This is a genomic window from Streptomyces sp. NBC_00038 (genome assembly GCF_026343635.1).
Taxonomy (GTDB): Bacteria; Actinomycetota; Actinomycetes; order Streptomycetales; family Streptomycetaceae; genus Streptomyces.
In genome coordinates, this window is record NZ_JAPELQ010000001.1 from 9,315,625 (window position 1) to 9,329,901 (window position 14,277).

The window sequence follows — 14,277 nt, forward strand, 5'->3', positions numbered from 1 at the left end:
TCAGAAAGGAGGCGGATGAGGTCAGTTGGGCGGTACGACGGTGACGACGACGTTGCCGATCTTCTGTCCGGTCTCGACGTACCGGTAGGCGTCGACGATCTGCTCCAACGGGTAGCGTCGGTCGATGACCGGCCTGAACTCGCCCGCCTCCATCAGGTCGCGGAAGTACCTCACCATCTCCTGGTCCTGCTTCGGAAAGGGGAACTTCACCTTCCTGCCGCGGAACAGGGGCGTGACGAGCGGCAGGAGCAGGTTCTGGCACCAGGGGCCCAGTTCCGAGGACAGATACACCCCGCCGGGTTTCAGCAGCCGCCTGCAGCGGCCGAACGTGCTCTTGCCGACCGCGTCGAACACCGCGTCGTAGCGCTGCTCGTCCCTGGTGAAGTCCTGGGCCGTGTAGTCGACGACCCGGTCCGCGCCCAGGCCCTTCACCAGCTCCAGGTGCGCCGTGTCACACACCGCCGTCACGACCGCCCCGCGATGCTTCAGGAGCTGCACCGCCGCCGAGCCGATGCCGCCGGTCGCCCCGTGGACGAGGACGTCCTGTCCTGCCCGGACACCCGCCTTCCTGAGGAACGCCATCGCGTAGTGCGAGCCCTCCGTACCGGGAGCGGCCTCCTCGAAGGTCACGCCGTCCGGCATCGTTGCGATGGCTCCACCGTGCGGAACCGACAGATACTCGGCGTGGGTTCCGCACGCGCCCTCGTTGTACCCGAACACCCGGTCGCCGACCGCGAAGGTCGTGACGCCGCTGCCGACCGCTTCCACCACTCCCGCGTACTCGGTCCCGAGCACGGTCCGCCGCGGCCGGGCAAGGCCGGTGAGCATCCGCATGAAGAAGGGCCTGGCCGCCCGGTAGGCGCAGTCCGTCCGGTTGGCCGTGGTCGCGTGCACCTGGACGAGAACGTCGAGGTCCCCGATCGAGGGCTTGTCCACCGTGGCGATACGGACCACGTCCGGTGGCCCGTACCGGCTGTGCGCCGCTGCTCTCATGAACGGACCTTAGCGGCAATGTCCGGCGCCCCACACCGTCGTACGAGCTGGGCTGTTCGCGGATGACCGGGCCGTCGGGACCGGTGACCGCCGCTCGTCTTCAGATGTCGTACCGCTCGGGCTTCGGTGTGCGCGCCATGAGCATGCCGGCCGCTTCCTTGACGGTGGTCCGTCCGTCGATGACGGATGCGACGAGTTCGGTGATGGGCATCTCGATGCCGTGGCCGCGGGCCAGGTCGAGGATCGCCTGGCAGGACTTGACTCCCTCGGCGGTCTGGCTGGTGGCGGCGGTTGCCTCGGCGACCGTCAGGCCCTGGCCCAGGTGTTCGCCGAAGGTTCTGTTGCGGGACAGCGGTGAGGAGCAGGTGGCCATGAGGTCGCCCGCGCCCGCGAGTCCGGAGAACGTCAGCGGGTCGGCGCCGAGGGCGGTTCCGAGGCGGGCTGTCTCGGCGAGGCCGCGGGTGATGAGCAGTGCTCTCGCGTTGTCGCCGAGGCCCATGCCGGTGGCGAGCCCCACCGCCAGGGCGATCACGTTCTTCACGGCGCCGCCGAGTTCGCAGCCGACGACGTCGGTGGCGGTGTAGGGCCGGAAGTAGGGGGTGTGGCAGGCGGCCTGGATGTTCTTGGCGGCGGTCTCGTCGGGGCACGCGATCACGGAAGCGGCGGGCCGGCGGGCGGCGATCTCCCGGGCGAGGTTCGGGCCGGAGATGACCGCGACGCGCTCGTCGGGGACTCCGGTGACCTGCGTGATCACCTGGCTCATCCGCAGTCCGGAGTGGGTCTCGACGCCCTTCATGAGGCTGATCAGCACGGCGTGCGGCTCGATGAGCGGGGCCCAGGTGGCGAGGTTGTCGCGGAGGGTCTGGGCGGGGATCGAAAGGATCACCAGGTCGGCGTCGGTGAGGGCCTCTACGGGGTCGGTGGTGGCGCGGAGAGTGTCCGGGAGGACGATGTCCGGCAGGTAGGCAGGGTTCTCGTGGCGCGTGTTGATCGCGTCGGCGATCTCGGACCGCCGGGCGTGCACGAGGACTTCGTTGCCGGCGTCGGCGAACAGGGCCGCCATGGTCGTACCCCACGAGCCCGCCGAGAGCACCGCAACCCGAGCCATCTGCTGGTTCTCCTTCTGCGCTGGTCCCGGGCAGCCTATCCAGGCCATACGTCGGTCGACCAACTCGTCGGCGGAGGGCCCATGAAGATCAACGCGGCACAGCGGACGCCGGTGTCCTCACGCCCTCCTAGCGGGCCAGCCCACGCAGGAGATCCCTGCTGGCAGTCGCGATCAGCGGGAGCACATCGAGGTCGGTGAGCATGTCGGCGGCGGCCTGCATTTCGACGGTTCGGCGCTTGGCGTGTCGTTGACTGCCTTCGAGGAGCCGATCGAGGGTCGCGGCGTCCGCGCGGGTCAGCTCCTCGGCGATGTTCTCCCGTAGCCAGTCCTCGCAGCCGGCGGCCCGGGCCGCCGCGAGAGCCTCGACGGCGGCCGCTGCCATGCCCTTGTAGAACACGCTGCGCAGCAGCTTGCGTTCGGCAGCCAGCCCCGCCGGCCCTTCGAGCACGTCCACCCTGGCGCCGAGGGGGTGGAGCATCGCGGCGTAGCGTCCGGCCCCCGCTCCGGAGACGAGCATCGGCGTGCGCAGGCCCTTCCCGGGCACGGTCGCCATCAGAGATACGTCGGCGAACCCGAGGTCGGCGTCCGCGGCGATCTCGCCGAGGTGCCGCTTCACTCCGGGAGACGCGGTGTTGAGATCGGCCCACAGGCAGCCGGGGGGTGTTCCGGCAAGGCCCGCGCGGAGGGCGTCCACGGCGGCCGAGGCGCTGTTGACGCTCAGTACGAGGTCGCTGCCCGCGGCCGCCTCCGCCTCGCTGCCTGTGTCCACCACCCCTGGGGGCGCCGGAACCTTCGGGTCGTAGCCGTGCACGCGAACGCCCGCGGCGACCAGATCGCGCGCGATGGCGCCGCCCGCCTCGCCCAGGCCGAGTACGGCGATACGAAGGTCCTGAACGACGGTGGAATCCACGGCGCCCCTTCTCGTCATCTGCGTCATGGGCGGTGGGTTCTGGCCGGCGGTCGGAAACCGGAGCGGGCACTTTCTGCGCAACTCATTGACGCCCTCTTCCTTAATGTTAACAATCCGGTTTACCAAATTGGCAACAGGGAGGCGGCGTGACCGACCGACCAGCCAGGCATCCGACACCGTCCGATCACGCCCGCCAACTCGTCGCGGCGGCCTACGACATCCACGTCCACATCTCGCCCGACCTGATGAAGCGCCGCGTGGACGATCTGACCCTCGCGTCCCGGTTCACCGAGGTCGGCCTCACCGGATTCGTACTCAAGTCGCACTACGTGCCGACCACGGAACGGGCCGAGGTGGTGCGCAACGCCGTGCCCGGCTTCGGCGCGGTCGGGGCGATCACCCTGAACGCCTCGGTGGGCGGTATGAATCCGATCGCCGTGGAGATCGCCGGTCGCGGCGGCGCTCAGTTCGTCTGGCTGCCGACCGTGGACAGCGCCAACCAACGGGCTTGCACAGCGAGCGATCCCGAGGGTGCCAAGCCGCCCATGTGGGCTCAGCTCCAGGAAGAGTTACGGGACGCCGGCATGGCGGCCGACCCGGTCGACGTGGTCGGGCCGGACGGCAGGGCGCTGGAGCTCACCCGCCAGGTGCTCAGGGTGATCGCGGCGCACGACATGACGCTCGCCACCGGCCATCTCAGCTCCGACGAGATCGCCGCCGTCGTGGACGCCGCGGTCGAGGAGGGCGTACGGCGGATCGTGGTCACCCACCCGGAGTTCACCTCCCAGCGGGTGGGCGTGGAACGCCAGCGCGCACTCGCCGCCCGGGGGGCCCTGCTCGAACGGTGCTTCACCACCCCGTACACCGGCAAGGTCTCCTGGGATCTGTGGCTGGAGAACATCAGGGCGGTCGGCCCGGAGCACTCCGTGCTCTCCAGCGATCTCGGACAGCCCTTCAACCCTCCGGTGGAGGACGGCCTGGCGCTCCTCGCCGACCGGTTGCTCGCCGCGGGCTTCACCGAAGGGGAGATACGAACCATGGCCGTGGACAACACGCGGTGGCTCGCGGGTGCGGTGAAGGACCGATGAGCGCTGAGGAGGACGAACGATGAACAGCGTCCTGGAGGTCCGCGAGCTGAACAAGCAGTTCGTCAAGGACGACATGGGGATCGTGGCGTTGCGCGACCTGAGTCTCGGGATCGAGGAGGGCTGCTTCATCACGGTTCTCGGCCGCAGCGGCTGTGGCAAGTCGACCATGCTGAACGTGATGTCCGGGCTCATGGCCCCTACTTCGGGTGTCGTCACGTTCCGGGACGAGCCGGTGTCCGGTCCACGTACCGACGTCGGCTACATGACCCAGTCCGACACCCTCATGCCGTGGCGCGACGTCCGCCGCAACATCGAGATGCCCTTGGAGATCAAGGGCGTTGAGGCGAAGGACCGTCGGGAACGCGCAGCGGATCTCATCGAGCGGGTCGGCCTCACCGGGTTCGAACGCCACTACCCGCGCGAACTGTCCGGCGGCATGCGGCGCCGGGCGAGCCTTGCCCGGATGCTCGCCGGTGACCCCGAGGTTCTGCTGCTCGACGAGCCCTTCGGCGCACTCGACGCGCAGCTCCGTTCCGTTCTGCAGGCCGAGTTGCTGCGGCTGTGGCAGGGCAGCGGGCAGACCGTGGTGTTCGTGACACATGACATCGAGGAGGCGCTGCTGCTCGGCGACCGGATCGTGGTGCTCGGCCGGGTCGGCCGGGTGGTCCTGGACAAGGCGATCGACCTGCCGAGGCCGCGCGACGCCGACGAACTGCGGGTGGATCCGCGCTTCGTCAGCCTGCACAAGGAGATGACCGCGGCGCTCCGGGAGGCGCAATGAGCACGGTGGACGAGATGACCCCCGAGACGCCCCCCGAGAAGACCCCGAAGACCTCGAAGACCCCGGGGACCCCCGAGAATCCCTCGGAGAAGACACCGATGGGCGCCGAGAAGAACACCGGTCAGTCGGTCACCATCCCCTTGAACCGCACCTGGTGGGACAAGCACGGCAGCCAGGTGATCATCTGGGGCGGGCGGCTGGTCTTCGTCGCGGTGCTGCTGGTCGCCTGGCAGCTGTCCGCAGGCCGCCTGTTCGACGTCACCTTCACCAGCCGGCCGCTCGACGTCATGCACCGGCTGGTCGAATGGCATCAGGACGGCCTGCTCTGGTCCAACACCTGGGTCACCCTCCAGGAGGTCATCCTCGGGTTCGCACTCGGCGCCGGGTCCGGCGCGCTCACGGGGTTCGTGCTGGCTTCCCTGCCCACCTTCTACCGGGTGATCGACCCGTTCATGGTGGCGCTGTACTCGTTGCCGAAGGTGGCGCTCGCGCCGCTGTTCATCGTCTGGTTCGGCATCGGCCTCCAGATGAAAGTGCTGCTCGCCGCCGTCACCGTGTACTTCCTGGTCTTCCTCAACACCGCCGTGGGCGTGCGGGAGGTCGACCGGGGACTGATCGACGCGGTCCGCCTGATGGGAGGCCGTCGCCGTGAAGTCGTGTGGAAGGTCGTCCTGCCCGGTTCGATGACCGGTCTGCTCACCGGACTCAAGGTCGCCGTCCCGTACTCGCTGATCGGTGCGGTGATCGGTGAACTGGTCGCCTCCAACCGGGGGTTGGGCTATCTGATCAGCGACGCGGCGGCCAACTTCGACACGGCGGGCGTCTTCGCCACGCTCGTCGTGCTCGGGACCATCGCCACGGTCCTCAACCTGATCGTCGGAATGCTCGACCGCAGGGCCAACCGCTGGAAGCCTCTGGAGGTCCGGAAATGAACCGTCGGCAACTCGTCAAGAGTCTCCTCGCGACCGGAGCCGTCACGCTGACCGGCGCCGGCTGCGCCGAGTCCGGCGCCTCGACGGCGGTCGGCAAGCTGGCGGTGGGTCAGGTCAGTACGTCGATCGCGTTCTTCCCGATGTTCATCGCGACCAAGAAGGGCTACTTCAAGGAGGAGGGCGTCACCTTCGGGGATCCGCCGATCCTCGGCAACGGCTCCAAGGTGGCGGCCGCGCTGAAGTCCGGCAGCATCGAACTCGGCGGTTCGGTGATGACCGACGTCCTGAAGCTGTCCCAGATCCAGAGCGACATCCGACTCGTCGCCAACCTGGTCGACAAGTACTACATCGACATCATCACCGGCACGAAGTTCGAGGGTGCCGCGGCCGACGCCCCGCTGGAGAAGCGGATCGCGGCACTGCGCGGCAAGAAGATCGGCATCACCGGGCCGGGCAGCGGCACCGAGGCGCTGGTCGTCTACCTCTTCACCAAGGGCGGGATGGATGCGAAGAAGGACGCCGAACTCGTCAACCTCGGCAGCGAACCCCCCGCGGCGCTCGGGGCGCTCAAGGGCGGCCAGGTCGACGCCCTCTCCTTCGCCCAGCCGCTCGCCCAGCAGGCGGAGGGGACCGACGTCGGCACCACCTACATCTCCCCGGCCCGCGGTGACATCCCCGGCCTGGTCAACGCGTCCCACGGGGTCATCTTCACCACCCAGGGCATCCTGAAGGACAAGGCCAAGGAGATAGCCGCCTTCCAGAGAGCGCTCGTACGGGCGAGGGGCGACATCCACGGAGGGGACTCCGCCGAGCTGAAGAAACTGCTCGCCGAATACCGCAGTGGAATGCCCGACGCGACCCTCGACGCGCTGCTCCCTCAGCTGAAGGACGAGATCCCCACCACGAACGGCTTCAAGCGCTCCTCCTTCGACGCCGCGGTCGAGTTCCACAAGTTCTCCGGCCTCATCGAGAAGGATCCCGGCTACGACCGGCTCGTCCCCGCGAACCTGCGCGAACAGTGAACCCGGACGTCCTCGTCATCGGCGGTGGCAACGCGGCAATTGTGAGCGCGCTGACCGCCGCCGACGCCGGAGCCCGGGTGCTGGTGCTGGAGCGAGCGCCCGTGGTCTTCCGCGGCGGCAACAGCAGGCACACCCGCAACATCCGCTGCGCGCACGACACCGGCGACGCGTTCACCACCGGCCCCTATCCCTTCGCCGAGCTCTGGAACGACCTCTGCGGAGTCGGCGACGGGCCGAGCGACGAGCGCCTCGCCGAACTGACGGTCCGTCAATCGACGTACGCACCCGACTGGATGGCAGCCCACGGCGCCCACTGGCAGCGGGCCCTCACCGGCACGCTCAACCTGGCCCGCACCAACAGGTTCTTCCTCGGCGGCGGCAAGGCACTGCTCAACTCCTACTACCGGACCGCCGAGCGGGCGTCGGTGAGCATCGAGTACGAGCGTACGGTCACGTGCCTGGAGTTCGAGGGCGACTCCTGCACCGGCGTGCTCACCGAGGACGGGCACCGCATCCGGGCGGCCTCCGTGATCTGCGCGAGCGGCGGCTTCGAGGCCAACCTCGCCTGGCTGGGCCGCTATTGGGGCGAGGCGGCAAAGGGCTTCCATGTGCGCGGGCCGTCGTACAACGATGGGGGAGTGCTGCGGGAGTTACTCGACGCCGGCGCCCAACGCGCAGGTGAGGAAAGGGGGTTCCACGCCGTCGCGGTGGACGCCCGGGGCCCTAAGTACGACGGCGGAATCGCCACCCGCATCGACTCCATCCCCTTCGGCATCGTGGTCAACCGGGACGGCCGCCGCTTCTACGACGAGGGCGAGGACATCTGGCCCAAGCGGTACGCGATCTGGGGACGGAACATCGCCCTGCAACCCGGTCAGATCGCCTACGCCCTGTGGGACGCCAAGGTCCAAGGGGCCTTCCTGCCACCCATGTACGGCACGTACACGGCGGAGACGATCGAGGAACTCGCCGAGCTGCTGGGGTTGGACAAGCGAGCCGCGGCCGAGACCGTCGGCGACTTCAACGCGGCGGTCGACCGCGGCGGCGCCCCGTCCCGGGCCTTCACCATGGCCCAGCCGGACGGCAGGGCCACCGCCGGGCTCGACCCGCCGAAGAGCAACTGGGCCCAGCGCCTCGACACCCCGCCCTACCACGCCGTACCGATGCGACCCGGAATCACCTTCACCTATCTCGGCGTCGCGGTCACCGACCAGGCCCGGGTGCGCAGGGTGGACGGCGGGGTCTTCCGCAACGTCTTCGCCGCCGGCGAGATCATGTCGGGGAACGTCCTCTCCACCGGATACCTCGCCGGATTCGGCATGACCATCGGCACCGTGTGGGGTCGCATCGCGGGACGGGAGGCGGCTCGCCATGTCCTTGGATGACCTGTTCGAAGAGGCCGGACGCCAGCTCACCATCTGCAACTCGTGCCGCTACTGCGCCGGTTACTGCCCCGTCTGGCCGGCACTGGAACTGCGGACCGAGCTGGAGCTCTCGGACATCACCCACCTCGCCAACCTCTGCCACGACTGCGGCGACTGTCTCAGCGCCTGTATGTACGCTCCGCCGCACGAGTTCGCGGTGGACCCCCCGAAGGTTTTCACCGAGGTCCGGGCGGAGACGTACCGACGCCATGTCTGGCCGCACCGCGCGCCGGGACGGTTGGCGACGGGCGTCGCCTTCGGCGTGGCCTGCCTCGTACTCGCCCTGATGTCCTACCTGTTCACCGGTCGCGCTTTCGTGGTGGCGGACGTGCCCGGAGACCCGTACGAGATTCTTCCGCACGTACCGATGCTGATCGCGGTGGGGGCGCCGAGCCTGTGGGCTGTCGCCATGTTCACCTGGGCGGCGCTCAGTTACTGGCGCGAGATCCATGGCCGCCTCGCCGACCTGTGCCGGCTCCGCGTATGGCTGACGACGTTCACGCAGGCCGTCCACCTCAAGCACATGACCGGGGGTGGCGCGGGATGTGAGGTACCCGGCAGGCGCGGATTCCATCTGGTGCTGGTGTACGGCTTCGGGCTCTGCGTCGTCTCCACGACGGCGGCGTCGTACCTGCAGAACGTGCTCGGCGAGCATCCCCCCTACCCCTATCTGTCCGTCCCCGTCATCAGCGGCAGTATCGGCGGGATCGCCATGATCGTCGGGGGGACCGGGCTGTGGATGCGGCGCGGCGGCAGCGGCTTCCTGTGGGCGCTGCTCGTCCTCGCCGCCTCCGGGATGCTCACGATGCTCCTGAGGGAGACCGTCGCCTTCGGCCCCCTGCTCCTCCTCCATGTCGCCGCGGTGGTCGTCGCGTTCGGGATCGCCCCGTACACCAAGTTCGTCCACGGGATCTTCCGGACGCTCTCCATCCACCACGACAACCTGGAGCGATGACATGAGCAACAGCGCCGCGGTGGTGGCCGGTTACGTCCGTGCCGCAGGGGTTCGGTTCGCGTTCGCCTACCCGGGAGACCCGGTCATCGAACTGATGGAGGCGATGCGCGCCGTCGACGTCGAAGTCGTTCTCGGCAGCCGTGAGGGCACCGCGGTGTTCATGGCCGAGGCCTACGCGATGGTGACCGGGCGACCCGGGGTCTGTCTGTCGACGCTGGGGCCCGGTTCGACCGCGATCGTCAACGGAGTGGCCGCAGCCACCTGGGACCGGGTACCGCTCCTGGCGGTCTCCGGCCAGATCGACCCCGGACGTGAGGACTTCGTCACCCACCAGGTGGTGGACCACAAACTGCTCTTCTCGCCGGTCGCCAAGTGGGCCGGCCGGATTCACCCCGCGTCCGTCGACACGGTGATGCGCAAAGCGCTCCGCCTGGCCGTCGCCGAACGGCCGGGGGCGGTCCATCTCACCGGCTCCGCCGAGACGTTCGCCGCGTCCGCACCCGATGGCGCGATCAGGCCGCCGCCGCTCGACGGGGCGGGCGGGGGAGTCCGGGTCCATCTGGTTCCCGGCGGCCGGGACCCCGCGGCGGTGCTGCGCTCCGCCCGGCGTCCGGTGCTGCTGGCCGGGGCCGGAGCCACCCGATGCGGCGCGTCCGGCGCCCTGATCCGGCTGGCGGAGGGGGTCGGAGCCCCCGTGGTGGTGTCTCCGATGGCCAAGGGCGTGTTCCCCGAGGACCATCCGCTCTTCGCCGGTGTCCTCGACATGGCGTGCAACCAGGTTGTGTGGGAATTCCTGGCGGGCAGCGACCTCGTCGTCACCGCCGGATTCGACCCGGTCGAGCTGATCAAGCCGTGGTCGCTCGCCGTACCGGTCCTGCATGTGGACACCACGCCCAACGTCGATCAGATCTACCCCAGCGACTGCGAGGTGATCGGAGACGTCTCCGCGAGCCTGGACTGGCTCGCCGACGGGTGGCGGGGCGAGCCCCGATGGGCGGAGCGGGATGTCGCGGCGCACCGCGACCGGCTCCGCGCGGCCTACTACTCGGGCCGGGTCACCGGCCGCCTCAACCCCACCGACGTCATCGACGTCGTACGCGCGAGTGCACCCCCCGAAACCGTCGTCACCTGTGATGTCGGCTCGCACAAACTCCTCGTCGGCCAGGGCTGGCAGACACGCCGGCCCCGCAGCGTCCTCATGAGCAACGGCCTGTCCGCGATGGGGCTCGGGCTCCCCGGCGCGATCGCCGCTCAGATGACACTCGGCGAGGTTCCCGTCGTCGCGCTGATCGGCGACGGAGGCTTCGCGATGGCCGCGACCGAACTGCGGCTGGCCGCCGCGCGTCAACTCCGGCTCGCGGTGGTGGTGTTCGTCGACGGCAGCCTCAACCGCATCGAGCTCAAACAGCGGGCCCTCGGCTATCCGAGCACGGCGACCCGGCTGGACGACATCGACTTGGTCGCGCTCGCGGGCTCGATGGGCTGCGACGGGGTGCGCGTGACCTCGGTGGCCGAGCTGGAGAAGGCCACGGCCGGGCTCACCGGGCTGACCAGGCCGCTGCTCATCGAGGCACGTATCGACCCCGCCCAGTACGAGGCCCAGTTCTAGGTTCTAGTCGCGCAGGGAGCCGGCATGACTGTCGTCGAGCAACTCGCCGAGTTCGCGGCCGCCCAGCGGGCGACGCCGATCGAGGAGGACGTACGGCACGCGGCCGTGCGTGCGGTCGTGGACTGGGTCTCGGCCACGGTCCCGGGCTCTGTCACGCCGGCCGCCCGCGGTCTGACCGAGGCGCTCGGCCCAGGTCCCGGGCCCGCCCGGCTCATCCCCTCGGGGCAGGACACCGATGTGCGGACCGCGGCGCTGCTCAACGGGACCGCGGCGCATGCCGCGGAACTCGACGACATCTACCGCGACGCGTTCTACCACCCCGGTGCCCCGACCGTCGCCGCGGCGTTCGCGGTCGCCGACCAACTCGACGTCTCCGGCGAGGACTTCCTCCGCGCCGTGACCATCGGCTACGAGATCGGTGCGCGGATCGCGCTCGCCGTCGGGCCGGCCCACTACCGCCATTGGCACACCACAGGGACGGTGGGCACCTTCGGCGCGGCGGCCGCGGCGGCGGAGCTGCTCCAACTGGACACCGTCCGGTTCGCGGGCGCGCTGGCACTCGCCGCGACCATGGCCGCCGGGCTCCAGCAGACCTTCCGGTCGCCGTCCACGGGCAAGCCGCTGCACTCGGGGCATGCGGCCGAAGCCGGGGTGGTGGCCGCGCTCGCCGCCGAGAGGGGTCTCGCCGGCGCTTTGGACGTCCTTGAGGGACCGGCCGGTTTCGGCGTCGCCACCGCCGGGATCACCGACCTCTCGGTCACCGGCCTGGGCGATCCGTTCTGCGTCACGGCGACGACGGTGAAGTACCACGCCTGCTGCGGGCACACGTTCGCCGCGATCGACGCCGCCCTCGAACTGCGCGCCGACGGCCCCCGGGTGGAGGACATCATCGGCATCGAGATCGAGACCTACGAGACCGCCACCCGCGTAGCCGGCCGGGCCGACCCCCGCGAGCCCGGCGAGGCCCGGTTCAGCCTGGCCTACACCGTCGCCGCCGCGCTGGTCCTCGGCAGCGTCCGGCTGCGCGCCTTCGAACCCGAGGCGTTGCGGGATCCGGCGATCCGGGACCTCATGGCCCGTACCACGACACGGGTCGATCCGGAGCTGGACATGATGGCCCCCGGGCGCCGGGCCGCCCGCGTACGGGTCACCGACCGGCAGGGCGCCTCGTACGAACGGCTGCGGCTCACCCGCAAGGGCGACCCCGAAGACCCCCTGAGCGACCGGGAGTTGCGTGACAAGTTCGACGAACTCGTGCCCCCGGTCGTCGGCCGGTCGCGGGCCGAGTCGATCGCGAGCACGCTGTGGAAGCTGCCGGCTCTCACCCGGATGAGTGCTCTGGACTGGGGGGCAGCTGATGGAACCCGACGCCGGACACCTGCGGAAGGTGATTGAGCCACCCGGGCTGTCACGACAACTCCGGCTCAGTGTCGGAAGCTTGACGGTGTGTCAGGACCAGTTCCACACCTGGTTGGTGCTGCCCGCGCATCCCCAGCTCTGGACTCGCTGACCGTCCTTGCCGGAGGTGGCGGCCTCAGCGTCCATGCAGAAGCCTTCGGGAACGCTGACCAGGGTCCGGCCGCCGGATGCGCCGGAGTCGCCGAGCCGCCATCTCTGGGAGCTCTGCCCGTCGCAGTTGCTGACCCGGACGGTCTCTTGGTAGCCGCCGGCGTCCAGGCAGCGGTGGCTGTCCTGGTTGACCACGATGTACTGGGAGTCCTGGCCGGGCACCCGATACAGACCCCACCGCTGAGCGGCCGTGTCCTTGCACCCCCAGACCTCGGCGTCCAGGCCTCCGGTGCCGACGGCGAGGCACCTCGCGACCGAGACGGCGTTGACGCTCTCGGTCACGGTGAGCGAGCCGAGCCGGACCGGACCGCGCGGCTGACCGTAGAGAAGCGCCTTGGTCTTGGCGCCGGCCCTCCCGTCGACGACCGCCCCGGCCTCGGTCTGGAAGGCCTTCACCGCGGCGACGGTCTCCGCGCCGAACTGCCCGTCGACCGTGACGTGCAGGCCGTAGCCGGCGAGGAGGAGCTGGAGTGCCTTCACGCAGTCGCCTTGTGCTCCCCGGGCGATCGCGGCGGGGCACGCGTCGGACCGGATGTCCAGTGCCGACGGATCCAGCGTGACCGTCGGGGCCGAGGGCTCCTCCGCCGCCTGGTCCGCCTTCGAGGACGAGGGCGTGGCCGCCTCGGGCGAACTGCTCGGCGCCGGGGCCGGCGCTTCGGTCAGCGCCGGGGACGTCTGGGGAATGGGAGCGGCCGATGTCCGGCCGTCTGTGCGGTCGTCGCCGTTGTCCAGCAGTGCCACGGTGACACCTCCGGCGACGAGGAGGGCTGTCATCGCCGCGGCGCCCACCATCAGCGCTCTGCGCTTCTTGGGTGCGGGGGCGGCAGGGGCGCCGGGCTCGACGGTGTGGTCGGCGGGCGGGGCCGCGAGCGGCGCGGAGGGAAGGACGGCGGGTCGCTGCGCGGGGAGGACGGCGGGCCGCTGGGCGGGGATGCTCGGGCGCTTCGGGGCGGGGCGTGGCGGGCTTGTGGCCGATGCGGACAGCTGGTGTCCGATGGCGGTCCTGAAGACCGTCTCGGGTAAGGGGCGCCGCTCGGGATCCTTGTCCAGACAGGTGCGGATGAACGCCCCCAGTTCCGCATCGACTGCCGCCACCTTGTCGAGGGCAGCCTCCCGGGGCGGTTCGAAGGCCACCCGGTGCAGGACGTCGACACCCGTACCCTCGCCGAACGGCGCTTCTCCCGCGACGGCGTAGGTGAGGGTGGAGGCCAGCGAGAAGACGTCGGAGGCGGCGGTCACCTCTCTGCCCCTGACCTGCTCCGGGGACATGTAGGCGGGCGTTCCCACGTTCTGGCCCGTGACGGTGATGGAGGTGCCGTCGGTGGCCTGGACGACACCGAAGTCGATGACGCGGGCACCGTCGGCTCCCAGGATCACGTTGGACGGCTTGAGGTCGCGATGGACCAGCCCCGCGCGCCAGATCGCCTCGATCGCACGCCCCACGTCGGCGAGCAGCCGCCATGCCGCCGCCGAGTCGATCGGGCCGCGCTCGGTGACGACCTCCGAGAGAGTGGGCCCGGGTATGTACTCGGTGGCGACCCAGACCAGGTCCTCGTCGCAACCGCTGCCCATCAGCCGCACGATGTGCGCCCCCTGGACGCGGTCGAGCGCGCCGACCTCCCGCTCGAAGCGCTTCCGGAACAGCGGGTCTTCCGCGTATTCGGGCCGGATCACCTTGACGGCTGCGATGCCTGTCCCGCCGGTGGTGTCTCGGCCCAGATAGACCCGGCCCATTCCACCGCTGCCGAGCACCGACTCCAACTGGTACGGCCCCGCCCGTCTCGGATCGCTCTTCCGCAGCGGGACCACGGGCGGTGGCTCCATCCCGGACGCCGCATAGGCCATCGTTTCGGACCGGCTGCGGTGGAGCTCTGGCATGGGGATCC

12 protein-coding genes are annotated in these 14,277 nt (G+C 70.0%); 8 read left to right on the forward strand and 4 right to left on the reverse strand.

The window, feature by feature from the left end:
* Positions 1 to 21 precede the first annotated feature (21 nt).
* The 3 genes from OG219_RS41720 to OG219_RS41730 all read right to left on the reverse strand — a co-directional run bounded on the left by OG219_RS41720 (position 22) and on the right by OG219_RS41730 (position 3,011).
* Complete coding sequence (locus OG219_RS41720) at positions 22 to 993, reverse strand: NAD(P)-dependent alcohol dehydrogenase (protein WP_266835698.1); 972 nt, start codon at positions 991 to 993, stop codon at positions 22 to 24.
* A gap of 100 nt (positions 994 to 1,093) precedes the next feature.
* Positions 1,094 to 2,101 (reverse strand): NAD(P)H-dependent glycerol-3-phosphate dehydrogenase, encoded by a 1,008-nt coding sequence (locus OG219_RS41725; protein WP_266835699.1) that lies wholly within the window; start codon positions 2,099 to 2,101, stop codon positions 1,094 to 1,096.
* Positions 2,102 to 2,228: 127 nt separating this feature from the next.
* Positions 2,229 to 3,011, reverse strand: coding sequence for an NAD(P)-dependent oxidoreductase (locus tag OG219_RS41730; RefSeq protein ID WP_266835700.1), 783 nt, complete (start codon positions 3,009 to 3,011; stop codon positions 2,229 to 2,231).
* 146 nt (positions 3,012 to 3,157) lie between these two features.
* Between OG219_RS41730 and OG219_RS41735 the strand changes: the two genes are divergently transcribed.
* The 8 genes from OG219_RS41735 to OG219_RS41770 are packed head-to-tail and all read left to right on the forward strand — an operon-like array spanning position 3,158 to position 12,217.
* Positions 3,158 to 4,099 carry a DUF6282 family protein gene (locus OG219_RS41735; RefSeq protein ID WP_266835701.1) on the forward strand — a complete coding sequence of 314 codons (942 nt, stop codon included), beginning with the start codon at positions 3,158 to 3,160 and terminating at the stop codon, positions 4,097 to 4,099.
* A 19-nt stretch (positions 4,100 to 4,118) separates the two neighbouring features.
* On the forward strand, positions 4,119 to 4,880 hold the full coding sequence (locus OG219_RS41740) for an ABC transporter ATP-binding protein (protein WP_266835702.1): 762 nt from the start codon (positions 4,119 to 4,121) through the stop codon (positions 4,878 to 4,880).
* A complete protein-coding gene (locus tag OG219_RS41745) occupies positions 4,877 to 5,812 on the forward strand; it encodes an ABC transporter permease (protein ID WP_266835703.1) in 936 nt (311 codons plus the stop codon). The genes OG219_RS41740 and OG219_RS41745 overlap by 4 nt, the downstream gene beginning before the upstream one ends.
* On the forward strand, positions 5,809 to 6,834 hold the full coding sequence (locus tag OG219_RS41750) for an ABC transporter substrate-binding protein (protein ID WP_266835704.1): 1,026 nt from the start codon (positions 5,809 to 5,811) through the stop codon (positions 6,832 to 6,834). Before OG219_RS41745 ends, OG219_RS41750 begins: the two co-directional genes overlap by 4 nt.
* The gene (tcuA, locus tag OG219_RS41755) at positions 6,831 to 8,219 is read left to right on the forward strand and encodes an FAD-dependent tricarballylate dehydrogenase TcuA (protein ID WP_266835705.1); all 1,389 of its coding nucleotides are present in this window, start codon (positions 6,831 to 6,833) and stop codon (positions 8,217 to 8,219) included. Before OG219_RS41750 ends, tcuA begins: the two co-directional genes overlap by 4 nt.
* Entirely contained in the window at positions 8,206 to 9,213 is a 1,008-nt protein-coding gene (tcuB, locus tag OG219_RS41760; protein WP_266835706.1) for a tricarballylate utilization 4Fe-4S protein TcuB, read from the forward strand. The genes tcuA and tcuB overlap by 14 nt, the downstream gene beginning before the upstream one ends.
* A gap of 1 nt (position 9,214) precedes the next feature.
* The gene (locus tag OG219_RS41765) at positions 9,215 to 10,822 is read left to right on the forward strand and encodes a thiamine pyrophosphate-binding protein (protein ID WP_266835707.1); all 1,608 of its coding nucleotides are present in this window, start codon (positions 9,215 to 9,217) and stop codon (positions 10,820 to 10,822) included.
* A gap of 24 nt (positions 10,823 to 10,846) precedes the next feature.
* The gene (locus tag OG219_RS41770) at positions 10,847 to 12,217 is read left to right on the forward strand and encodes an MmgE/PrpD family protein (RefSeq protein WP_266835708.1); all 1,371 of its coding nucleotides are present in this window, start codon (positions 10,847 to 10,849) and stop codon (positions 12,215 to 12,217) included.
* A gap of 54 nt (positions 12,218 to 12,271) precedes the next feature.
* Here the strand turns inward: OG219_RS41770 and OG219_RS41775 are convergent, their stop codons facing one another.
* Positions 12,272 to 14,269 (reverse strand): protein kinase, encoded by a 1,998-nt coding sequence (locus tag OG219_RS41775; RefSeq protein ID WP_266835709.1) that lies wholly within the window; start codon positions 14,267 to 14,269, stop codon positions 12,272 to 12,274.
* Positions 14,270 to 14,277: the final 8 nt, after the last annotated feature.